General features: G+C 48.6%; 15 protein-coding genes and 1 tRNA gene. 5 read left to right on the top strand and 11 right to left on the bottom strand.

Annotation, left to right across the window (positions count from 1 at the left end):
- Positions 1 to 20: 20 nt before the first annotated feature.
- On the bottom strand, positions 21 to 1,118 hold the full coding sequence (gene ddlA / locus N5J69_RS13880) for a D-alanine--D-alanine ligase (protein ID WP_279771071.1): 1,098 nt from the start codon (positions 1,116 to 1,118) through the stop codon (positions 21 to 23).
- A 494-nt stretch (positions 1,119 to 1,612) separates the two neighbouring features.
- Here ddlA and N5J69_RS13875 point away from each other — a divergent pair, with 494 nt between their 5' ends.
- On the top strand, positions 1,613 to 2,917 hold the full coding sequence (locus N5J69_RS13875) for a site-specific integrase (protein ID WP_279771069.1): 1,305 nt from the start codon (positions 1,613 to 1,615) through the stop codon (positions 2,915 to 2,917).
- A gap of 238 nt (positions 2,918 to 3,155) precedes the next feature.
- Here N5J69_RS13875 and N5J69_RS13870 read toward each other — a convergent pair whose 3' ends face one another.
- The 5 genes from N5J69_RS13870 to N5J69_RS13850 all read right to left on the bottom strand — a co-directional run bounded on the left by N5J69_RS13870 (position 3,156) and on the right by N5J69_RS13850 (position 10,647).
- Positions 3,156 to 3,314: a hypothetical protein gene (locus N5J69_RS13870; protein WP_175558127.1), complete on the bottom strand. Its 159-nt coding sequence runs from the start codon at positions 3,312 to 3,314 to the stop codon at positions 3,156 to 3,158.
- A 478-nt stretch (positions 3,315 to 3,792) separates the two neighbouring features.
- Positions 3,793 to 4,896: a nuclease gene (locus N5J69_RS13865; protein ID WP_279771066.1), complete on the bottom strand. Its 1,104-nt coding sequence runs from the start codon at positions 4,894 to 4,896 to the stop codon at positions 3,793 to 3,795.
- Between the two features lie 10 nt (positions 4,897 to 4,906).
- Positions 4,907 to 6,667, bottom strand: a complete 1,761-nt coding sequence (locus N5J69_RS13860; RefSeq protein WP_279771064.1) for a restriction endonuclease subunit S — start codon at positions 6,665 to 6,667, stop codon at positions 4,907 to 4,909.
- Entirely contained in the window at positions 6,667 to 8,142 is a 1,476-nt protein-coding gene (locus N5J69_RS13855) for an N-6 DNA methylase (protein WP_279771063.1), read from the bottom strand. Before N5J69_RS13855 ends, N5J69_RS13860 begins: the two co-directional genes overlap by 1 nt.
- A 72-nt stretch (positions 8,143 to 8,214) precedes the next feature.
- A complete protein-coding gene (locus N5J69_RS13850; RefSeq protein ID WP_279771229.1) occupies positions 8,215 to 10,647 on the bottom strand; it encodes a DEAD/DEAH box helicase family protein in 2,433 nt (810 codons plus the stop codon).
- Positions 10,648 to 11,242: 595 nt separating this feature from the next.
- On the opposite strand from N5J69_RS13850, the gene N5J69_RS13845 reads away from it, so the two are divergent.
- The 4 genes from N5J69_RS13845 (at position 11,243) to ptuB (ending at position 19,465) form a co-directional block, all read left to right on the top strand.
- Complete coding sequence (locus N5J69_RS13845) at positions 11,243 to 15,676, top strand: hypothetical protein (protein WP_279771062.1); 4,434 nt, start codon at positions 11,243 to 11,245, stop codon at positions 15,674 to 15,676.
- 563 nt (positions 15,677 to 16,239) lie between these two features.
- Positions 16,240 to 17,166, top strand: a complete 927-nt coding sequence (locus N5J69_RS13840) for a retron St85 family RNA-directed DNA polymerase (RefSeq protein ID WP_279771061.1) — start codon at positions 16,240 to 16,242, stop codon at positions 17,164 to 17,166.
- A complete protein-coding gene (gene ptuA, locus N5J69_RS13835) occupies positions 17,163 to 18,821 on the top strand; it encodes a retron Ec78 anti-phage system effector ATPase PtuA (protein ID WP_279771060.1) in 1,659 nt (552 codons plus the stop codon). The genes N5J69_RS13840 and ptuA overlap by 4 nt, the downstream gene beginning before the upstream one ends.
- A complete protein-coding gene (gene ptuB, locus N5J69_RS13830; protein ID WP_279771059.1) occupies positions 18,818 to 19,465 on the top strand; it encodes a retron Ec78 anti-phage system effector HNH endonuclease PtuB in 648 nt (215 codons plus the stop codon). The genes ptuA and ptuB overlap by 4 nt, the downstream gene beginning before the upstream one ends.
- A 396-nt stretch (positions 19,466 to 19,861) precedes the next feature.
- Here the strand turns inward: ptuB and N5J69_RS13825 are convergent, their stop codons facing one another.
- From N5J69_RS13825 to N5J69_RS13805, 5 genes are all read right to left on the bottom strand, one after another.
- Positions 19,862 to 20,566 carry a hypothetical protein gene (locus N5J69_RS13825; protein ID WP_279771057.1) on the bottom strand — a complete coding sequence of 235 codons (705 nt, stop codon included), beginning with the start codon at positions 20,564 to 20,566 and terminating at the stop codon, positions 19,862 to 19,864.
- 24 nt (positions 20,567 to 20,590) lie between these two features.
- Positions 20,591 to 21,676: an inovirus-type Gp2 protein gene (locus N5J69_RS13820; RefSeq protein WP_279771055.1), complete on the bottom strand. Its 1,086-nt coding sequence runs from the start codon at positions 21,674 to 21,676 to the stop codon at positions 20,591 to 20,593.
- Positions 21,677 to 21,792: 116 nt separating this feature from the next.
- Complete coding sequence (locus tag N5J69_RS13815) at positions 21,793 to 22,011, bottom strand: helix-turn-helix domain-containing protein (RefSeq protein WP_279771053.1); 219 nt, start codon at positions 22,009 to 22,011, stop codon at positions 21,793 to 21,795.
- Between the two features lie 102 nt (positions 22,012 to 22,113).
- Positions 22,114 to 22,950 carry a hypothetical protein gene (locus N5J69_RS13810; protein WP_279771051.1) on the bottom strand — a complete coding sequence of 279 codons (837 nt, stop codon included), beginning with the start codon at positions 22,948 to 22,950 and terminating at the stop codon, positions 22,114 to 22,116.
- Between the two features lie 238 nt (positions 22,951 to 23,188).
- Positions 23,189 to 23,264, bottom strand: a tRNA-Ile gene (locus tag N5J69_RS13805).
- Positions 23,265 to 23,368 lie beyond the last annotated feature (104 nt).

Here is a 23,368-nt window from a genome sequence, read left to right as displayed (position 1 = left end):
CGCCTCGTCACCGGGTCCGGTCAGCTCACGCTGCTTTTCAGGGTGCTGGCCTGCTGGTGGCGTTCAATCGCCAGGTCGATCAGACGGCTGATCAGGTCCTGATAGCTGAGTCCGGCGGCCTGCCACAGTTTCGGGTACATGCTGATATTGGTGAAGCCGGGCAGGGTATTCACTTCATTGACAATAATCTCGCCGTCGTCAGTCAGGAACACATCGACGCGTGCCAGGCCAAAGCACTCCAGCGCGGAGAAGGCCTTGATGGCGACGTCACGGATTGCATCGCTGGTTTCCGGTGTAATGGCCGCCGGGACCACCGTCTGCGCACCGCTTTCAGAGATATATTTGGTGTCATAAGAGTAAAAGGCGTCATGCACGACCACTTCGCCGCAGGGGCTGGCTTCAGGCGCATCGTTGCCCAGCACCGCACATTCGATCTCGCGGCCTTTGATACCCTGTTCAATCAGCACTTTGCGGTCAAATGAGAAGGCCAGCGTCAGCGCAGCATCAAATTCTTCAAGGCTATCCACTTTGCTGACGCCCACCGATGAACCCTGGTTGGCGGGTTTGATAAACAGCGGCAGGCCAAAGCGGGCAATGACGGCTTCCGGGTCCAGCTGGGGGCGCTGCGCCTGGGTGACGCTCAGCCACGGCGCGACGTTAAGCCCGGCATCGCGTAACAGCCGTTTGGTGAAATCTTTGTCCATGCTGACAGCAGAACCCAGCACGTCGGAACCGACAAACGGTAATGAGGCCATACGCAGCAGGCCCTGCAGGGACCCATCTTCACCCAGCGTACCGTGCACGATCGGGAAGATAACGTCGATCTGCGACAGCGGATGGGCGTTGTGGCGGATGATGATTTGCTGCTCAGTGTTGCCTGGCACCAGCGCCACATCTTCAGCGGCGTGATTGAGCGCGATCAGCGCCGGGTTTTCAGCGTTGAGTAAGAAGTTTGACGCATCACTAAGACGCCAGTGCCCCTGTTTGTCGATGCCCAGCAACACGACGTCAAACCTGCTTTTGTCGATCGCCTCAAGGATATTTTTGGCCGACTGCAACGACACCTCATGCTCAGCCGATTTCCCGCCAAACACGATCCCTACCCGCAACTTAGTCATCTACTTTGCCCACTGAAAAAATCAAAACCACAAGATAGCATGGGGGTTGCGCGGGAAGACAGGGCAGGGGAGATAATTATGGAGGGAGGAATATCATTGTCTGAGGAGTGCTGGTCAGAGAGGAGTCTGAGCGTATGGCAGGAGGTTGAATTGGTTACGTCAGTCAGGTTTTAGGACGCACCCGCCACTTAAGAGAAATGAATACAAAAAAACCGCTTCAATGAGCGGCTTAAATATATGTTTTTTTTATGAAGAAATTTGGTGGCCCCTGCTGGGTTTGAACCAGCGACCAAGCGATTATGAGTCATATGAATAGCTTGTTTCATCGTTTTTCATCTTTAACCATATCTACACATTAATAAATATAAATCAGTCATTTATGATTATTTCTTGGTTTCATGTTGTTCCGGGTTTTTCCTTTCAGTATCATCCTTACGTCACCTGCTACATCACCCAGAAAACGGCAGTAAAACTTTTCTCGTAAGGATTTTCTTTTGGCAGATAATTTAACGGACTCAATGGTGCGCGGACTGAAAGCGCGCGATTCGGCTTATCAGGTATGGGACAAGAGTGGTGAGCGGGGAGCAGGGCGTCTGGGGGTTAAAGTTGAGCCATCCGGGCAGCGGGTTTTCTACTATCGCTACTACTGGGATGCTAAGCGCCACTTTATTCAGTTGGGTCGTTACCCTGAAATGTCATTAGCTCAGGCTCGTCAGCTTGCGAAAGGTTATGCCGGTACGCTGAAGGAAGGGAAGAACCCTAAGGTCGAGAAGGCTGAACAGGACATCGCGCTGGAAAAGCAAAAGCGTGCCGAACAGTTAAAGGGTAGCATCGAGCAGCTTATTCAGGGCTACACCAAAAAAATGCGGGAAGATGGAAAGCGGACATGGCAGCAGGTGCTGTACCGACTGGAAAAGGAAACCTATTCCTTCATCGCCAAAGATACGAAAGCTAACGAAGTCAAACCGCTACATATCAAACAGATTTTGTCTGCCATCATTCAGCGCGGGGCGAGCGTTGAAGCGAACCGTGTGCGCTCTTATCTGATGGCAGCTTTCAACTACGGGCTCAAAGCGGATAACGATCCGGCCAACCACCAGCAGAACGTGATGTTTGGACTTGAGATGAACCCGGTTAGCGTCATCCCTAAGCAGTCGGCTGCTGAGAAAGCGGGAACCAACTGGCTGAAGTTGAATGAGCTGCAACAGCTGATGGGTGACTTTCCCAAAACGCCAAGCGTTGGCAGCACGGTGAGCTTGCTGCTTAATTTATGTGTTTACGCTGGTGGGCAGCGCCCGCATGAACTGGCTTCCAGTCGGTGGGATGCCGTGAACTGGGAAGAGAAAACACTGTTGATTGTTGCTGACGTCTCAAAGAACAAGCGCGACCATTTGGTGCCATTAACGGATTCAGCTATAGAAATTCTGGAAAGGCTGAAGAGCGAGAACGTTAATGATAGCCCGTATATCTTCCCGCAGAGGTTGGATGCGGGTAAGCATCTACGAACTGACAGCTTTGCTCAAGCCATCATCTATTATCGCGAGCATTTTCCTGACAACCCCATGTTTGTTGCTAGGGATTTACGGCGGACCTGCAAAACACTGATGGGCGAAATCGGTGTCTCGAAAGAGTTGCGTGACCGCATTCAAAACCATGCATTGCAGGATGTCAGCTCGAAGCACTATGACCGTTATGATTATCTTGTAGAGAAAAGAAGGGCATTAGAACAGTGGGAAAATAGGGTTAATCATGTTGAACAGGCCACCAGCAATGTAGTGAATTTATTCCAGAGAGGATGAGAATTGGCTAAATATAGTCTCAATTCTTTGAAAAGCATTTTCCAGCTTGGTTCGTCGGATAGCGTATTGTTGAATAGACTGGGCATTATTGATGAAGCAGAATTTGATGTGTTATCAGTTCAGGCAGATCCTAGGTTACAGTCTTTTGACGAGCATTAAACGTTTTAAAGGCTATTCAGGCCGAAATCACTGACAACTATATGCCGATGATACAGCTTGTTGACGATTTTTTGCCAAATTAGCGAGCTAAACCGATAGCTTTTGCTTTAGCTTGATACTGCTTAAGATTTTGCTCAATTTTCTGCACAGCTTCACCCGTTTCAATAGCCGTTGAGCTGGCAACGGAGCGGTAAATTTGTTGCCTGGTGATTTTGGCGCTGGCGGCTCGACTTTGCATTGTGAGGTCTCCATTGTGCTTATCGGGTTTGTAGTGGGTGGGAGATGAGCTTACAAGATGGTTTATCAGAGTGTGTTTGCTGGAAGGTAGCCCACCATTCAGGTGGGCTTAGTTGTTTAATCCTGATAGCTGGCTCTTGCTCTCACTTCTTGCATGTTCATTCCGTGATGAAAACGCTGATGTCCACACATCCAGCATGAACAGAGACATGGCGTATGATAAGCCTTACCGATATTGACGATAGTCGCACCTTCAGGCCAGCTGTAAGCCGCATTATTATAATGACCGCGTTTAGTTTTGAGCCTTTTCATATGATGGCGACGAAACGCTCGATTTCTTGTATGCATGGGTAATCCCCGAATATACCGTCGGGGCAGCCACACCTTCGTGTGACCGCCGGAACGGGTATTCGGAGTGGAGGATTTTACGCATTGTTATGATCCTTATTAAAATTCATTCGCCTTAATGCCGGAAAATTCTACTCGTTAGTATTCCAGTTTCTGAAGTAATTTTTCAATCTTTCAACAGTGTGTCGCCACTTTGATGTTGTCGGTTTACAAACGGTGTTTTGATTACCGAAGAACCCGAGTTCATTTACTGCATCCTGTTCACTACGGGTTTCAAGCCATTTAACTGAGACAAAATACTCAGATTTATCGGGATCACCTGAGTTATCGCGATAAAGGTTTCCATGCTTAAGCACGTCCATCGCGACTTTTTCGCCAGCCTCAGTATTGATTGTAAAGCTGCTGGCTGGCTCAACGGCACTTTGCACAATACCGACGCCAACATAACCTGTTTTTGGGATGTTAACCCAGACGCGTTGACCGGGCTGAAGCTGTTTTAAGGTCTGGCTGTACCAGCTTCCGCCACCAGCACTGATAAAGCCATAACGGCGCGCCTCTTCCCAGTTACGACTATTTGAGTCACCGAACGAGACATAGAACTCTCCATTCCAGGGTTCTTTTGATTGAGCACTCGTACCTGCAGTGGCCTGAGCAGCGTTAGTTTGCGTCTCGCTGGGATCAAGAAGCCAGGCGCGACTTAAAAGCTGCTCGTCCCCGTGCTGAAAGACCTTGAAGAACAGCACGTTAATAGAGATACCATTTTTGCTTAGATAGTCGACAATGCGTTCGGTGGACGGATCCAGTTCCGCCGCTACGATAATGATTTGATGCGACTGGTTAATAGACTCTTCTTCTAACTCAGTATTGAAACGTTGCTTAAAGGCGTCACCCAGATTACCGCCGCCAGAGAATTTTTCATAAATTTGTGACAGGCGGTCTGCGGTTAAATCATCTACCCATGAAGCGTAATCCAGCGCCTGAGCGACTACCTCGCGCGGTGTGCGGTCGCGTTTCAGCTCTATCAGGATTAGCGAGGCATCAGGCGCTATCGCCAGCAGATCAATACGCCCCTTATCGAGCGTATTTTCCTGATGCCCGATAATCATCCACTGATCTGAAAGAATGGCTGGGTTGTTCAAGATCATTCTTTCCAGCAAACTCTCGCTGTCCAGTTTGCTGATAGTCAGTGGCTGGGGGTTATCCCCCACCCGCCAGATAGCATGGCGAACCGGCATCGTCTGTTCCTTAGTTTAAGGCTGCATCAGTAAGTGCATCCGCTAGGTGAAGCTGAGTTTGCTGGGCGGATTGCAGGCGAGATTTGAGAACGTCACATAGTAGCATTAGATTATTAATTTTTTCGGTAATTCTATATTGCTCGTTTGAAGGAACTACAGGAACTAAAGCATTTAAAATCCTATCAGGTGAAGTGTGACGAACAGTTGTACCTGTACATGTTCTTGCTAATTCAGTTCTCAGGAGCTGGCTGTTGAAAAACCAAAAGATGAATTCAGATGTTACCCCTTCATAATAGATTTCTAATTTACCTAAACGCTGGTTGTGTAAATACATGTACTCATCTTTTGGAATGAAAGCAGCACTCCCAAGTAATCCCGGAGCCTGCTCGGTCATTGGTATAATCAAGTCACCAGGATTTAATATGAACTCTTCATCAAGGGGGCCATCATAGTACTTAGTCTTATCACCTCGATGCCTAAAGCCTCCTGTTTCATAGAAATTACCAGGAGTTGTTAAAATATATTTACTTCTGAATTCAACAAAAAAATTGCTTTTGAATGCATAACCATTCTTAAGCGATAAAATATCACCAACCCTAGACCACATCCATCCTTTTGGCAACTCAAACGGTATGTCATCATCACTGATTGGCGGCAAAAGTTTTTGTTTTTTAATTTTACCTTCTTTCACCAGTTGCGCTTTTTCCTGCTCAATACGTTTAAGCAGTTCAGATGCAGGTTCATCGTTGGGGTCTTGCGGAACCAATTTACCCATCACCGCCAGTTGCAGAATGGTTTGCTTAAGCGCATCAATGCTGGCTTCTGTGGTAAACAGCGTGTCTAAATGCTGGCTGATTCGCACCCAGTTTTCGGCTAACTCTTCGGCGTTTTTGCTGTTAGTGAGCGTTGCCAGCAAGGTTTCAACCAGCTGGGAATGTGCGTCAAGACTGGTCAGAGATTGCTGCTCCAGTTGGTCGCAAAGGGACATGAGTTCATTTACTTTTTGAACGATATTTATTTGCTCGTTCACAGGAGCTAGAGGTGTTAACGCATTTATTGCTTTATCAGTACCTAACCTTGGCATATTCATGCCATGTGTTGATTCGTTAGCGTATCTAATGAAGCTAGGAGATTTTAGTAATATGCTCAGATATTCTGAAGTAATTCCGTTGAATGGTCTGACGGGGATTATCTCAGTGGTGCAAACGCCATCATCATCAGCAATAAGTACTTTATTTAAATATGGGCGTAACTTTCCATATAGTACGTCCCCGCATGAAAATCTATTTTTTGAGCTTTTGAATGGGCGCTCGGAAAAAGTAACTCTATTTAAAAGTCTGGATGTTTCTTTTTCAATATCTTCGAGTTCAACAATCCATGTGTTGCTTTTAGCATCTTCAGGCTCTGCTTTATCACATTGACCATAATTAGTCAGAAAACCTAACGATGTCCATTCCCAGCTCTCCGGCAATTCAAACGGCGTTTCATCCTTATTAATTTTTGCCAAAGGCTTCTGTTTTTTAATTTTTTCCTGCTTCATCAGCTCGGCTTTTTCAGCAGCAATGCGTTTTAGCAACTCAGACGCAGGTTCATCATTTGGGTCCTGCGGCACCAGCTTGCCACGTACGGCCAGTTCCAGAATCAGTTCACGCAGCTTTTTTATGCCATAAAGATCAATCTTGCCGTTGTTGCCGCGTCCAGCGGTTGAGCGTGTCTGTAAGGCAGAAGTCCAGGTATTGATATGCTGGGTGATCAGTTGCTCAGCAGACATCAGTTGACCTCCTTACCCGCAAGCGCGGCACCGAGGATATCGCGAAGCTGGTGGCGCAGCTGGTTGATTTCGGTTTGCTGCTGCCGATACTGCGCCAGCAGCTCATCGGGATCGTGGCTGATTGCTTCTGCCTGATGCGAATTCTTAATATCAAGGTTGAAGTTACGAGCAATGACTTCATCAATGCTGACTTTCCAGGCGTGTTCGTTTTCAACACGGCTGGCAAAGCCGTCGGCTTCATTGCCCCACCAATCGATCTCCGGCTGAAACTCTTCGACCTTCATTGGGCGGGTTTTGCTGTAGTTTTTCACGCCTTCAGGATAGGGATGTTCATAGAACCAGATATCCTGCGTCGGCTGGCCTTTAGTGAAAAACAACAGGTTAGTTTTGATGCCGGTATAGGGATTAAACACGCCATTCGGCAGACGTACGATGGTGTGCAGGTTGCACTCTTCTGTCAGCAGTTTTTTGATTTTGGTTTTAACACCTTCACCAAACAGCGTGCCGTCCGGCAGTACTACGGCGGCGCGTCCTTTATCTGCCAGCACTTCCACAATCAACTGCAGGAAGAGATCAGCAGTTTCGCGCGTTTGCGTTTCAGAGGGAAAGTTTTTCTCGATGCCATCTTCTTCGGTGCCGCCAAATGGCGGGTTGGTAACAATAACATCGAACTGCTCATCCCATGAAGAGAGCGGTTTGCTTAACGTATTGTCATGGCGAATCTGTACCGGAACTTCAATACCGTGTAGCAGCATATTGGTGGTACAAAGCAGGTGCGGTAGCTGCTTTTTCTCTACGCCGTGAATCTGCTTCTGCAGCGTTTGGTGATCATCGGTGCTGTGAACGTAGTTGGCTTTGATATGATCAACCGTGCAAGCCAAAAATCCGCCAGTGCCGCAGGCGGGATCAATCACGCGCTCGCCTAGTCTGGGGTCGATACGGTTAACCATAAAGCGGGTAACGGCGCGTGGAGTATAAAACTCACCGGCGTTACCGGCGCTTTGCAGGTCGCGCAAAATTTGTTCGTAGATATCGCCAAACAAATGGCGTTCGTTGCTGTCGCCGAAATTAATCTCATTCAGTTTGTTGATGACCTGACGCAGCAGCGTACCGTTTTTCATATAGTTAAAGGCGTCACTGAAAGCTTCCCGTACCACAAATCCACGTGGATTTTTATCACGAGGTGCAGGCAGGTTTTTCAGGGCAGGGAAGAGATCGTCATTAACGAACTCAAGCAGCGCGTCGCCCGTTATACCTTCTGCATCAGCCGCCCAGTTGCGCCACAGATAACGTGCGGGAACCGGCAAACGATACTCTTCTGCATCCATTATGGCTTCTAGCTCTTCTTCCTGAGTGTCGAAAATTTTTAAAAACAGCAGCCATGAAAGCTGACCCAGGCGTTGCGCATCGCCGTCCACACCGGCGTCTTTACGCATAATGTCCTGTAAGGATTTGATAACTGAACTGATAGACATGTTTGTTGCAATTTCCGTAATAAAAAAGTCTGCCACCGAGCGGTCGCTACGGTGACAGACATTCAAAGGGAATCAGGCCGAGCGAGGAGGGAGTTCGTAGATTTCTTTTTCCAGTTCACTCACGGCACTCATGTAGCTTTCCTTGTCACCAAAGTTCTTTTTGATGATCTCCAAAGGGCGGCCCATGGTATCAAAAGGTCGAAGCTTCAGTACCTGAATATCTTCGATTTCCTTTACGCCCGCATCGGCGTATTTATCGAGCAGGTTGCTCAACACGGCCTGAGCCGACTCAGAGTATTTGGTAAAGTAGTTACGCTTACGCACATTATCGGCGCGTTCAAGGCGGGTGAGCGGCGGCTGACCGTACACGACATGACAGAGCATATCGAACGGATCCAGCTCTTTGCCGACCTCTTCCGTCAGCACATCCCAGATAATGCCCTGCTGTTCCAGCTCTTCGATAATGGCCTGTTTACGTTCAGCACTCTGCCAGCGTTGAACAAAATCGTCCAAAGATGCGTACTCTTTCATCAGCGTACGACGGGTGTAATCCTGAAATGATTCGGTAACCAGCTTACCGTCAGCGTCATAATACTGAACGCGTTTAGATAGCACATTAACAGCAACGCCTTTAACGTAAAACTTCCTGCGCCGTTCTTCGTCAGTTTCGGGCAGTTCGCCATCAGGTTCGGATTCTGTTGAGGTGCCAGAGGGATAATCCGGTGATGGTTCTTCTGCATGGCCTGTTTGGGCATCTTCACCCGATACATTATCTTCCAGTTGCTCATCAAAATCTGACTCTGGATCGGCGACCTCATCTTTTGTCGTGGTTATGACTTTCACTGGCAAGCCATCAAAGCGTTCATCTGCAAACAGTTCGGTGGCTTTTCGGAAATCCATAATGGTGAACCATAGCTTGTTGTAGCGTTCATCAATACGCGTGCCGCGTCCAATGATTTGCTTAAATTTGGTCATCGACTGGATGTTTTGTTCAAGCACAACCAGCTTACAGGTTTTGGCATCCACACCCGTTGTCATCAGTTCTGATGTTACGGTGATAACCGGGTAGGGCTTCTTCGGATTGATGAAGTTATCGAGCTGGTTTTTTCCCTCGGCCTCATCGCCTGTAATACGCATAATGTATTTATCATTTTCTTTCATTTGCGCTGCGTTGAGATTGACCAGGGCGCGCCGCATCCGCTCTGCATGAGGTATGTCATTGCAGAAGACGATGGTTTTATCCATGGGGTTGGTGCGCTTAAGGTAATCCGTAATGGTTTCCGCCACCAGCTGAGTGCGTTCATCAATGACTAAGTTGCGATCAAAATCTTTTTGGTTGTAGATGCGATCTTCGATCAGCTCACCATTTTTATCGACTTCTCCTTTCGCTGGACGCCACCCTTGCAGGTCAACATTGATATCAACGCGTACAACTTTATAAGGCGCCAGGAAGCCATCCTCAATGCCCTGCTTAAGCGAATAGGTATAGACCGGCTCACCGAAATAGTCTGTATTTGAAACCTCATGGGTCTCTTTCGGCGTCGCCGTTAAACCGACCTGAGTCGCACTACTAAAGTATTCCAGAATCTCCCGCCAGGCACTGTCTTCAGCGGCGCTGCCGCGATGGCATTCGTCAATGATGATCAGGTCGAAGAAGTCACGCGCAACCTGCTTATACGCTTTTTCATGCTCTTCGGTTCCTGTCATTGCCTGATACAGCGCTAGGTGGATTTCGTAAGCGGGATCGACGGTGCGGCCAGTGACTTTGGTCATTGCCTGCCCAAAAGGCTGGAAATCGTTGGTGCGGGTTTGATCAACAAGAATGTTGCGATCTGCCAAGAACAGGATGCGTTTCTTGTGCCTGCTTTTCCATAACCGCCAGATAATCTGGAAGGCGGTGTAGGTTTTGCCGGTACCGGTTGCCATCACTAATAAGATGCGGTTCTGGCCTGCTGAGATAGCCTCAAGCGTTTTATTGATTGCCTGAAGCTGATAATAGCGCGGCGATTTACCGGAGCCGTCTTCATAGTAGTCCTGCGTAATAACAGGCAGTTGTGCGGCGGTATAACCTTTCCAGAGACAGAACTTCCCCCATAACTCAGCAGGCGTTGGGAACTCTTCGAGTGTAATTTCTCGTTCCAGCTGATCAGGGGTCGTTTTGTCATGAAATACGAAGCCATCACCATTGGAGGCAAAGACGAAAGGAACCTCTAACAAGGCGGCATAACCCAGTCCCTGCTGCATCCCTTTTCCAATTTCATGCTTGTTTGCTTTCGCTTCAATGACTGCCAGCGGTAAGCCAGGCTTATGGTAGAGCACTATATCTGCTGATTTCACTTTCTGACGGGATGCCAACTTACCCCGCACAACTACTTTGCCATCACGTAACTTCACCTCCTGGCGAATTTGCGTCATGTCATCCCATCCGGCCTTCTTGACCGCAGGCAGAATAAATTTAGTTACGATGTCGGTTTCAGTCAGTTGAGCTTTGTTCACGCCAGCCATAGCATTTCCGGTCAGATTAAAGTGAAGGAATATGGACCAATTCTTGCACAAATAAAGAGCTTCGTTAATGCCTTTAGCCAACAGAATCAGCACGGTGAGATCTTCACCCTTACTAAGCCAAATATGCAGCTTTGTGCTTTTTGTTAAACCCTCCTTATTGATTATCCTCTTGTGTCCATCAATGCTCAGGGTCACCGCTACACTCGCTTGTAATTGCAGTAGAGAGTTCTCTTCTACTAGCTGGCTTAGGAAAAGTTCAATCAGTAACGCTTCTAACGATAGGACGTTTGGTACATGTATTCTTGGGAGATAGTGTGCGATGAGTAAAAGGTTGTTCCGTCTGGCAACATGGCGCGCTCATCGTCGTGAGAAGCCTAATACTGGGGCAGGCCAGCATTCCGTCATGTAGTGCTTTTATTTTCTGAAAGGGTCAGCGAGACAGCGTAGAAACGACAATGTCTGTTTTATCAGGTATTCATTGGTGCGTTTACGTTTTCACTGACATGAGCCTTTTTCTGGCAAGGCGGCGTTCAGATCAAGTACATACCCCATCATAATTAGGCAGATTACACCGCCAGACTAACTGAATAAGGATATGTTCAAAATGGCTCTACCCGACATAAATCTGTATGAAATTCGCCCGCACCGAAGCAGTCAGGCTGATGCATTCGAAGAGCTCTGCTGCCAGCTGGCAAATGACGAACCGATTGAGGACCGCATTCGCTTCGATCGAAAGGGGCGTGGGGGTGACGCGGGCGTGGAGTGTTTTGCCATGCTGAAAGATGGATCGGAAATAGGGTGGCAGGTCAAATTCTACTCCGATTTTAAGAGCATGATGACCTCACTAAGTAATTCGCTGAAGACCGCTCTAATTAAACATCCGGCGATGACCCGTTTTATCGCCTGCTTCCCATTCGATCTTTCAGACTCACGTAGAGACAACGTCCAGACAGCACTGGCTGAATGGAACAAATGGACGACTGAGCAAACAGAACTTTGCAGTGCGTCAGGTCGAAAGATTTCAATTGAGCGCTGGGACGCTCACGAAATTAAAATCAGGCTCACCGTCAATAATCCCCGAGCAGCAGGTCGTGTGGCATTCTGGTTCGATAATGAAACTCTGACGCCAGAGTGGCTCTCAAACGCTTTTGAGCGCGTTAAATTTAGTCTGGGTGATCGATACAGTCCTGAAAACCATATCAACCAACCCGTCAGGCAATCGATACTTGCCGCGCTCAGAGATCCTTCCGTATTTGAAGAAATACAGAATAATGCCGAAAAGATCGAAGATAAACTGCGTTCAATGCCCGGGTGCGGTGATGGGGACGAAAAAAGTATTATTCACGGCGCCGTCTGTGCGTTACGTCAGGCTGCTTTAAGTAGACCAGAACCTTTTCCTGCCTTGGACCTGAAAAACACGGTCGAAGCAGCCACGGGGGCGGCATTGACGTGGCTAAACCAACTGGAAATCAAGCATTCTGAACAGGACAAGTCTCACCCTGCGTTATCCAAAGCGTCCAATCTTGTCAGTGCACTCTATGCAGCCGCACGGATAATTGGGTCTGAGCGCTGCCAGCACATTAATTCGCGGGCGCTGCTTATTCTGGGAGATGCAGGATCGGGTAAATCACATCTTCTTGCTGACGCATGCGCTCACCAACTCCAATACAACAGACCTGCGCTGATGATCCTTGGGGGTAAGTTACCTGATGCAGAACCCTGGGGTGAAATTTTAAAAGAGTTAGATCTGCCTAAGCACCTGCAGGTGAAGCATTTCCTGGGAGCACTCAACGCTGCGGGTGAAACGGCAGGTGTTCGCACGCTCATCGCCATTGATGCGTTGAACGAAAAAAATGGGCAGTCAATATGGCCAGAACGACTGCCCGGGCTGCTTAAAGATTTGAGTGACTTTCCCTGGATAACTGTTGTGCTTTCCTGCCGCTCCACATATGAGGATGTGGTGATTCCTGCCACGCTTGAGGGTAATAAACTACCTCGTGTTTACCTCAAAGGTTTCAGTGATGCAGAGGTCGTGCATTATCTTTCGAAACGGGGGATCAGTGTTCCGGAAACGCCGCGCCAGCTTGAAGAGCTGCAAAATCCACTTTTCCTTCGGCTTGCCAGTGATGCAGTTAATAATGGCGAAAGTGAAACGATCTTACCTGAAACCCTGTCTGGCATATCCGGTACTTTCGCGCTGTACACCGCTGCAGTCACAAAGCATGTGGAGACGACTCTGAGAGTGGTACCGGCTCGTAAGATCGTGCAAAAAGCCATTGCGCTTCTTGTAAAGGAAATGGCTGATACGGGGCGGGGGCAACTGGGTTATGGTCGTGCGGATGCTTTGATTAGAACCATTCACAATGGCAGTGAAATGGCCAATGATCTCCTGTTCCAGCTGGCAAATGAGGGCATGCTGGCTATTGAGCCAGACACGCACTCGGTCAGCGATGAGGATGAGATTGTTCGCTTCGAGTTCGAGCGTGTTGGTGATCACATGATCACAGCGAACCTGCTGGAAAGAAGTGCTCTTCACGGTATTGGCGGGCTTTGTCAGCACGGTACTCCACTTCATGCTGCCTTGTCAGATAAAGGTTCCTTCATACGAGCAGGTTTACTTGAAGCGCTGGCAGTCCAACTGCCGGAGAAATACAACCTTGAACTGCTGGATCTGCACGGCATTCCCTGCGCAGACATGCTGGCAGTTCCTTTTGAAAAAAGCCTGCTAACACGGCAGCTCTCAGTTTTCAGCGCGCGCACCTGGCAGCTGGTTGAGGAAACAGGTGACGATGACCTGCGATATGACACGTTAATCGCGCTTGCGTCTGAGCCAGGCCATGCCTTTAATGTGACTTTTCTTGATGCCGAACTTCGACCGCTCAGCATGCCCGAGCGCGACGCCTGCTGGACTGCGCATCTTGCCTATTTTGAGCGGGCCGATCACCTTGTTAACTGGGCCTGGCACGCTAATCAATCGCGCATTACACCGGAACGTGCGGAACTGGCCGCTGTTCAGCTTGCATGGTTTCTGACAGCTACGCGGCGTCCACTACGGGATCGCGCAACCAAAGCACTGGTTGCGCTTCTGGCAGACCGGCCTGCACTGGCAAGCGCCGTTTGGGAGCGTTTCAGGGGGCTTGATGACGGCTACGTGACCGAGCGTGTACTTGCATCTCTCTATGGTGCTGCAATGCAGGGACGCTGGCGACAAGATCAGCTATCAAACACAGCTCTCACCATCCATCGCGACCTTTTCTCTGATCAGCGACTCACACAGAATGCGCTATTGCGGGATCATGCTCTTGGACTGATTGAATACGCGAAACTAAATGCAGCGGCTGATGACCCCGTTCTCATGATTACTTCACAGGTATCGTTTAAAAGCGTCTGGCCCATTGAGTACGTTTCTGAAGACACAATTGACGCTTACACGCGTGAATATGGGGCTGGAAGACGAGGGCATGATGAGATTGTCAATTCCTGTATCGACGGTGACTTTGGCCGATACGTTCTTGATCCTGCGGTGAGAGACTGGAGCCCGGCACCTCTGGGGACTGCCGTTTTGCCTACAGCTCTCGACTTGCAAGAGGAGTGGTTTGAGCAGTTCAAATTGTCAGCTTCACCGGAAATGCTTGAGGCATACGAGGCGTTAGTTAAGGCGCTCAGTCACAAGGGACCCAAAAGCAGTGCTTTTTCTACTGAAGAGCGTGCGCGCATCAATGAGGCAAAATTGCATTTCCGTACTGTCGTGGGTGATTCGGCCTATGAAGAATGGCGTGCCAAAGCAGAGAACTGGCGTAATGACGGTATGTATCAACGCGTTCCAGGAAGCAGCGCCGCTGAATTCAATCTTGGATGGGCGCGGCGCTGGGTCGTTATGCGCGCACACGAACTGGGCTGGAGTAGCGAACTTCACGACCACCTCGACTCCAGAATAAGGGGAAGCCGCAATAAGCATATGCTTGAACGCATCGGCAAGAAGTACCAGTGGCTTGCGCTCTACGAACTCCTAGCTCGTATGAGAGACAATCTGGCCCGGTTGCCCTCATGGGATGACGATAATGTGGCCATGCGCAACCTTGATCCTTCATTGCTGATTGCAAACACGTCTGAAGTAGGATGGCGAGACTTTAAGGGAGAGGCATTCTGGGCTGGTACTGCCCCCTACCTGCCAGCCATGACGGCTACTGAGGCCATTGCCTGGTTACATTCGGATGAGGATATTCTGGATGGGGCTGATGTCATCACTGTCACATCCCCTGAGGACGAGCACAGCTGGCTTGTTCTCAGAGGCTTTGAAGGCTGGAGCGAGTCCGCTCAAGAAATAAGAACCGAAAGCTGGAGACGGGTAGGTTGCATCGTTATTTCTGCTCAGGATCTGGGCACGGCGCTCAGTATCATGTCCGCAAAGCACTTTACCACTGATTTAGATCTCCCTATTGCAGAAGGGGGAGGCAATCACGTACATCTGGGTGAATACCCCAGGCACAGCTTTACTGCCGATTATACTGACTGGTTTGATGAGTGGCTACCAAACGGATGTCGCGAACACGGAAAAGGGATATCAGTATTGCCCACCACAGCGGAATATTCCGCAATGACAGGAGGCTATGACGGTTCTGTCACCGATAACATTAACATCTCTATGCCAGCATCCTGGATAATGGATGAGATGAAAATCCGGCTCAAGGATGGCAGATCTATCCTTTTTCAGGACAGCAGCAATAATGTCATTTTCTGGGATCCTGCAGTCACTCACGCAGGACGCAGCGCAGGGCTCATTGACAGAAAAGCATTCCTCAAATTGCTGCATGAGAAAGAACTGGTTGCTGTGTGGGCGGTGGCTGGGGAAAAAAATGCTTACAGTGAGGGCTATGGCAAGGGCTTCGGTGGCAGATTGACCTATACCTGCCTTTATCACTCCTGCGGAGAAGAGATACGAGAGATGCCGCGTTTTCAGAGCTTTGATGAACCCAGCGAGGAGCAACTAAAAGAATTCATGGGTGACGATCGGGGTATTGAAGTTTAAAACGGGATGGCTGGGAGGCAGCATCCGGGGAACACTCCGTTTCCTCAGACGCTGGCCGGGAACTCAGTCCGCTTTCCTCTCAAGTGAACCTCATCAATAGATAAGCTTGATTGTGACCGAAAAAAGTTGGCAGCTTGGCCGTCAGCGCTGCCGTTTCAATTGACCCTTGTCCCACCACGTTAAGTATTGCTGGCAACCGCTCAACTGGCCCTGCTGCTGGAGAGCATCGACTGGCGGCAGACAAAGCATGTGATGTTACCCCACAGGCTGTCGGCAAGCAGTTTCGGTCGTGGGCATCCTGGTCAGTAACCTACTGAATGTACTCTGTTAAACAATGTTGTGAAGGTCACCTGTGTGCGATAAGCTTTATTAACTCTTTAGCGTCGGACGTATTACGTCTAGTCGGGTGTTTAGCCAGACTCTAATTTATTGAGCGCATTTGGGGTTGCGAAAGTGTCGCACCCCTTACTCGTTCCTCCCTCGGGTTGCGACACTTTCGCTTCCTCCAGTAAAGAGTTAAACCCGGCAGGTTAACCCTGCCGGTTTTTTTCACAGGTGTACTTATGTCGGTTATCAACGATTTAGGCAAGCGCTTGAACCAGAGCGATCTGGCGGTGAAAGCGTTCCTGGAAAACGCGCCCAGTAAATATAAAGTGTACCGTATTCCAAAACGCACCACAGGGTTCAGGATAATCGCGCAGCCTGCGAAAGAGCTTAAGGCTTACCAGCGTGCCTTCACAGAGCTGTTCCATTTTCCGGTTCATGAGTGCGCCACGGCTTATCAGGAAGGTAAAAGCATCCGGGATAACGCGCTGGTGCACGCGCGTAATCCCTACCTGCTCAAAACAGACCTGGAAGACTTTTTTAATTCTCTCACGCCTGACATTTTCTGGCAGTGCCTGGAGCACTGTTCTGCAGATGCGCCAGAGTTTCTGAAAGAGGAACGCCGGTATGTTGAGCGGATCCTGTTCTGGCAACCGGCGAAACGCAGCAAACGACTGATACTGAGCGTAGGAGCCCCCTCGTCACCGGTGATTTCAAACTTTTGCCTGCTTGAACTGGACAGGCGCATTAGTGAAGCATGCCGGCATCTGGAGGTTGCTTACACCCGATATGCTGATGACCTGACCTTTTCCACCCGAATGCCGGGAGTACTCAGCACCATTCCAGCCTTGATTGATTCCCTGCTTAAGCAGCTGTTTAACAGTAAACTTCGGCTCAATCGTGGAAAAACCCTTTTTTCGTCCAGAGCGCATAATCGTCACGTCACAGGGGTCACGCTGAATAACGAAGGCGAGCTGTCTTTAGGGCGGGAGCGAAAGCGATTCATCAAGCATCTGATACATCAGTACGATACGCTTGATAACGAGGATAAAGCCTATCTGGTTGGCCTTCTGGCCTTTGCAAGTCACATAGAACCAGAATTCATTGTCAGAATGAACGCGAAGTACACGACTGAACTGATGGATCGCATAAGGAGGCAGCAGTGACAAAACAGAAGGCGCGTAGTGCCAGAAAAGGAAATCTGCTGGCTGCCTTTGAACTTTACCAGCATGCCAGAGACGGTGGCTCGCGCGAGCAGGAAGAGGCCAGACAGGAGTGGTTTGATCTTTGCTGGAATTACATTCAGGCGCCCGCGCAGGATAACCTGAACGTATACCAGCCAGAGAACAGCTTTAACCTGCGTTCTCTTTCGATGACGGATTATCGGCGCTTCGCTCAGCTCAGCGTTAACTTTGAAGAAGACCTTACGATCATCATTGGTGACAACGGTAAGGGTAAAACCAGCATACTGACGGCCATTGCACGCACGCTCAGCTGGTTCAGCGCCAACATTTTGAAAGAGGATAGCAGCGGACAACGTCTGAATGAGCACTCAGATATTAGAAATGATACGGAAAAAACTTTTACGGACGTTAATTCGAGCTTTACCTACGGCAAAGGTCTGAAGAACATTTCGGTTCGCCTTTCACGTTCTGTTCCTGGAGCCGCGGAAAGAAGGGAAAGCAGCGTGAAACAGGCAAAAGAGCTGGCTGACGTCTGGCGGGTTATTAATGAAGGATTGACGGTTAACCTTCCCCTCTTCGCATTCTATTCTGTGGAGCGATCTCACCCGCTCAGCAAGCAGACCAGAGAAAGTCATGAAAAGCGAGAAGAGCGCTTTGACGCCTACAACCAGGCCCTGTCGGGTGCGGGTCGTTTTGACCATTTTGCTGAATGGTTTATCTATCTCCACAAGCGCAGCGATGCCGAGGACATGGCCTTGATAGCGGTGCTGGAGGCACAGTCTACTGCGCTCAAAAATGTCCTGGACTCCGGGGTTGAATCCGTGAGGCCGCTGGTGGAGGAAACGAACAAGAAACTGTCGACCCTTAAACGTAAGCTGCTGACACATCGGACAAGTAAAACGATGTCTGAAGCAACCCAGATGGAGATTGTATCCACTGCGATCACATCGGTTATCCCCAGTATCAGCCGGATCTGGGTCGATACCGCCTCAGGTACCGATATCATTCGGGTTATCAATGATGGCAACGACGTCAGCATTGAACAGATTTCCGATGGGCAACGGGTATTCCTTGGGCTGGTTGCAGATCTCGCCCGCCGCATGGTGATGCTGAATCCGGTGCTGAAAAATCCGCTTGAAGGCCAGGGCATCGTGTTAATTGATGAGATTGAGCTGCACCTGCACCCAAGGTGGCAGCAGGGCGTTGTTCCAAGCCTGCGCACCGTGTTCCCCAATATTCAGTTCATTATTACGACTCACAGCCCGATTGTTTTGTCCACAACACACCGGGAATGCATTCGTGAATTCCGGGGAAACAATGAAAACGGTGAGTACAATCTGGACCTGCCGCCCATCCAGACCAAAGGCAATGAGAACAGCGAAATTCTCGAGCAGGTGATGCACGTTTCATCTACCCCAATGAACATCAGCGAGTCCTTCTTGTTGAGCGACTTTGAGCGATCGCTATTGGAGAATAGTGACGATCTTAGCAGGGAGTCTCGTGCACTCATGGAAGACATCACGAAGCATTTTGGCGAGGGCAGTACCGCGGTGAAAAAAGCGGAAAGTGTGCTGCGATTGCATCTCATGAAGAACAAAATCACCAGAGCAAAACGCAAAAAGGATACACAGGGATGAAAGCACTGATACGACCCGCAGGCCCGGTACAGCTTGGACAATACAGGGGAGGGCGAGATGAATGGAAAGATGTAGACCTTGATGATATCTGGCCTTATCTGACGCAAATGCAGGGGAATTTCTGTGCCTACTGCGAGTGTGATCTTGACCGAAAGCACGTTGAACATTTCCGCACCAGAGAATGTTTTAAAAACCTGACCTTTGACTGGAATAACCTGTTCGGTTCCTGCGGGGATACCCGCAAGAAAGGGGGATGGGCTCGTTGCGGGATCTACAAGGATAATGGTGCAGGAAAATATGATGTAGAGCATCTGATCAAACCCGATGAGGACGATCCTGATGAATATCTGCTATTCCTGACGACCGGTTTAGTCATGCCCGCAAAAGGCGCTGCCGGTCAGAAGCTTATGAAAGCGCAGGAAACTATACGGGTGTTCAATCTGAACGGTGATCCATCACTGGCTGGCCGCAGAAAAACAATGCTGAGCCATGTCTTAAGAGAGGTTACAGCGTTATACGACGCCTATGACGATCTGGACGAGGAGTTCTGGCACCAGATGCTTGACGATGCTTTACAGAATATCCAGCAGGTAGAATTCAGCACGGCGATCAAACATGCCTGGCAGCATAACAGCGAATACTGATACAGGATATTGCCTCCTCATTCGTTCTCTTCATCCGGGATACACCGTCCGACTCAATATGGTGAAGTGGAAAATTACAAGGTCAACATACCGACAATACTAACTGAGCGTTGTATCTAATACTGGGGACAGGTCAGCACAGTCACGTGCAAAGCCGGGCATTTCATCATCAAGCGCCTGTAGTGCTAACTGCCACTGATTTCCAGAGCGGTTCACTAAGTTAAAACACAAGGTGTATCTCTTTCTCACTCTAGTCAAGATGTGCTTGTTTTATATACAAAAACTGATTGTAGAGTTTCAAATTCTGATCATTGCGTTGTTTACCGTTTGATAGTTTTGATCATTATTAAGTGATCAGAATTCATAATCATATTTTTCAGCGATGTTTTGAAAAAATCACATCCAGGGTTTAATCAATATGGGATCAAAAAGCCCTATAGGAAAGTTAAACAGATACTGGCGGGCCGTAGTAACGTTCAAACCGTAGAAATCGGCATACTCTCTGACGTTACAATGCCTTATCCACGCATCACTGTAGTAGTTTTCATAATGCTTTGCCCAGATATCACTCATTGGCTGTCGCGACAACTGACGATGTGCTGTACGTTGGGGAAGCTGATGCTCAGAAATATATTCCTGGACCGTAAGCCGCTGCTGCTGGTGGAACTGTCGACGATGATAAACCCAAAACAGTACACGGATTGCTGCACCTCCACATTTATGCAGGTTGTTGTACATCAAGCGCTTAGGAAGCTTATGCGCTTGTGCATATTGTTGCTGCGTTACACCATTCAAAATCGCTTCACGACGATAATTTTGTTTGTGATATGCCCACTGGATGCGCCACGTATCGCTCCAGAAGTCGTAGTCCTTGTAATGCACGTCGCACTCTATGGCAGGCAGCAGGAAACGCTCAAACAACTCATCCAGCGTTGCAGGAAGAGCATGCAGATGCTGCTTTCTTTGCAAAAGCTGTTTATCAGTCAGCGGCACAATTTCATAACCGGTTAGCCAATCAATGCCGCCTACATAAGTCTTCATCTTACGATTAAGTGAGTGAGGCACCGAAATTTTAGCGTTTCTGCTTGTTTTATTTTCCATCGTTATCAACTTTCAAAGTAGTATTTACAGCCAGCACGCTAACAACCATGGATTAACCAGATAGTTACACAAATAGCGGCTTGCAGTAGACGGATTTAGGTAATACCAGCGGCAATACTGTGAAACGCTGATATTGCATGGCCAGTAATAGCGGTAGTAGCGCTCAAAATGACGGTGCCAGTGAGGTTTCAGTTTAGTGCCAGCCACGACGCTATTACCGTCAGGCAGGCGACCTTTAAGCATGCTAAAACGCTGCAGCGCTCGTCTGAGCGCCTTCATTGGCAGAGAGGCAGCCTTATCCAATTGTTGGCTATCTGACAAAGTTAGTGCCGTAGGCTTACCAGCAGAGTGCTTTACGGGAGTGAAAAGCGAATCCAGCTTTCCGGGAATAGGGCAATGCGCTTGTGCCCGATCAAAATGGGCAATCTGAGTACGTAATTGCGCAGTTTTAGTGTGTTTGGCTTTTTTTAAAAACGGGTAATGCCGGGTTCCGGAACGCGCAATGTCTTTAGCAATTCCTTCCTTAGAGTGCCGCTTAGCAAAGTAACTTACCCGCAGTAATAATGCGGTCATGGCCTCAGTGTCATTCTTTCGAATTAAATAGTAACCATGCTTTGGAAACCAGACCGTTCCGCGCGTTGCTATTTTCCAGCATCTCTCCACCAGCTTGTTAATTTTAAGAGGATGACGCACGCAGTTGCCATCAACCATCAGCAGGTAATGATAATGCTGTGCTGGTGCCTGATTCTGTTCTCTGACCCAAAACACCCGAGCAAAGCTTTTGGGATACTCCTTCCTTAGAGCAGGAATCAATAGCTGATGAAAGCGGGTAATAACGCGGTTATCAGCCGTGTACTGAGGCAGATGAAAATCATATCGGATTGCCAGAAAGCGAGAGCAACTGGCATAAGTTCTATCAACTGCCTTGAACAAAGAATTCATGATCTTCACATCCTGCTGACACTCTTCAGGCATGACTGGCCAGAGAACATCGTCATACAGAAACTCGCCTTTGGCCCGGATATCCGGATAAACCGTACTGCGCGCAATATTATTAATTACCGGTTCCTGATGGGCTGAATCCAGATTACCAGTTTTGATGTTTATCATAGGGTTACGGATGTATCAGAATCACGAATTGATAACGATTTGATGCGCTTGTTGTTTCAAACGGTTGCATCAGCAGATAAAAAGAAAGGCTGGAAATCCCAGCCCTTCTTACAGATCTAGTAGCAGTTATCGAGCCACTGTTCATATTGCGTGACTGTCCAGCCCATGGTTCTTCCGGCGCGTTTTTTTGGCGCAGGGAATTCCCCACTGTTTGCCCAGCGGTAAAGAGTAGTACGACTGCAATTCAAAAGAGCCATCATTTCATGAATGCGGATCAGGCGTTGGGGCCCGGGAAGATGGCTGACAGTTGTAGATAAAGAATTGATGTGTTTCATGTTAGGTCTCTCGGTAAAGAATTAAGATGAAACGTATCTTAAAAACCGAGAGAGTTTATGTCGTGGATACCTTAGAAAGATACCTTGGTGACCTTTGTTATCCTACTGATTAAGAAGGTTTAATTTTCTTGTTTTTTGCATCTGTCTCTTTTCAGCCCGCAACTGATGAAGATCAGTCACGTCGCGTTCAAGCAGGCTGATCGCTTCCCGAAGAATTTTCAGGCATTGCTCTTCACTCATTGGAAAACACCCTTCCGCTGGCCAGAATAGCGGGATCTTACTTTCGACCAACCTCAAAAGCTCCGGTGCTTTTGGCAGTAAATCCTTTGATGGGATGAGCCGGTTTTTGTCGTATAAACTGGCGATAACAGCGATGAAAAACTCTTCCCGTTTAGCTGCATAAGTTTCGGCTTTCTCTATAGGGGCAGCCAGACGTTTTTCCAGCGCCTCAATTTTTTCTTTAAGTGACAGGTTTTCAGCTTTCAAGTCCAGGGTATCTTGTTCAAACATTGGTGCTTCGGGCCTTGTAGTATCAAGCGGAACTCCAAGCGCGTCAGCAATTTCTGTCCGCAGAAAACCACAATCAGCCAGCTTATCAGTATTCATGACATCATCACTTACCGCCCGCAGTGCCGCCTCGGCATTAGGATAATAGTCAGGAGCACCTATGTTTGGCGCGCCATGTTTATCCAGGAGCTGGTATGGGACAATGGGTGGAGTGTCATACCAGCTTTCATATCTGAACCAATAAAGCGAAGGCTGATGCTCTGAACGTCGATACTTTTTTAACGCTAAAAGACACAGGGCGTTGTAGCTCTGATCTGGATAACGCTGTTTGAGCTGTTCAAAAAGAGTTTTAACACTGATGAAGTGTTCTGTATCGGACCGGCGCGCGAGTTGCTCATTACGCAATTGCTGAATGGAATCGTCGAAACTCATGGCTTGTTTTTGTCCTGCAATCCTGGGGGGCAGATAAGGCTGTCTTAATGATTGAATGTGGATGGCTGTCAGGCTTTTCGAAAAAGGAAATCAGGTTTCTGGCAACCGGCCAGCCAGACATTTAAACCCATACTACTTACGTCACCCAGCCATTCACTTACGTCACCCACTACATCACCTGATTCGCGCCCAAAGAAAAAGGAGTCAGACGATTTCTCATCTAACTCCTTGTTTTATTTGGTGGCCCCTGCTGGGTTTGAACCAGCGACCAAGCGATTATGAGTCGCCTGCTCTAACCACTGAGCTAAGGGGCCAGCGGAGCGGGGATTATAAAGTATCTCTTCAGGGCGATCCAGCACTCCGCCACTGGTTGCTGAAATAAGCAGCAGCGATTTAGCTGCTGATTTCTATAACAAAT

It is taken from the genome of Pantoea sp. GD03673 (genome assembly GCF_029844725.1).
Classification (GTDB): Bacteria; Pseudomonadota; Gammaproteobacteria; order Enterobacterales; family Enterobacteriaceae; genus Pantoea.
The sequence above is the reverse complement of the archived record's forward strand: the minus strand, read 5'-3'. Positions and strand labels throughout refer to the sequence as shown.

Excerpts from the sequence above, each read along its gene's own strand:
- N5J69_RS13840 (WP_279771061.1), top strand. The coding sequence starts at position 16,240 with ATGTCGGTTATCAACGATTTAGGCAAGCGCTTGAACCAGAGCGATCTG.
- ptuB (WP_279771059.1), top strand. The coding sequence starts at position 18,818 with ATGAAAGCACTGATACGACCCGCAGGCCCGGTACAGCTTGGACAATAC.
- N5J69_RS13865 (WP_279771066.1), bottom strand. The coding sequence starts at position 4,896 with ATGCCGGTTCGCCATGCTATCTGGCGGGTGGGGGATAACCCCCAGCCA.
- N5J69_RS13860 (WP_279771064.1), bottom strand. The coding sequence starts at position 6,667 with ATGTCTGCTGAGCAACTGATCACCCAGCATATCAATACCTGGACTTCT.
- N5J69_RS13845 (WP_279771062.1), top strand. The coding sequence starts at position 11,243 with ATGTTCAAAATGGCTCTACCCGACATAAATCTGTATGAAATTCGCCCG.
- N5J69_RS13810 (WP_279771051.1), bottom strand. The coding sequence starts at position 22,950 with ATGAGTTTCGACGATTCCATTCAGCAATTGCGTAATGAGCAACTCGCG.
- N5J69_RS13815 (WP_279771053.1), bottom strand. The coding sequence starts at position 22,011 with ATGAAACACATCAATTCTTTATCTACAACTGTCAGCCATCTTCCCGGG.
- ddlA (WP_279771071.1), bottom strand. The coding sequence starts at position 1,118 with ATGACTAAGTTGCGGGTAGGGATCGTGTTTGGCGGGAAATCGGCTGAG.
- N5J69_RS13825 (WP_279771057.1), bottom strand. The coding sequence starts at position 20,566 with ATGGAAAATAAAACAAGCAGAAACGCTAAAATTTCGGTGCCTCACTCA.
- N5J69_RS13820 (WP_279771055.1), bottom strand. The coding sequence starts at position 21,676 with ATGATAAACATCAAAACTGGTAATCTGGATTCAGCCCATCAGGAACCG.
- N5J69_RS13850 (WP_279771229.1), bottom strand. The coding sequence starts at position 10,647 with ATGGCTGGCGTGAACAAAGCTCAACTGACTGAAACCGACATCGTAACT.
- N5J69_RS13855 (WP_279771063.1), bottom strand. The coding sequence starts at position 8,142 with ATGTCTATCAGTTCAGTTATCAAATCCTTACAGGACATTATGCGTAAA.
- N5J69_RS13870 (WP_175558127.1), bottom strand. The coding sequence starts at position 3,314 with ATGCAAAGTCGAGCCGCCAGCGCCAAAATCACCAGGCAACAAATTTAC.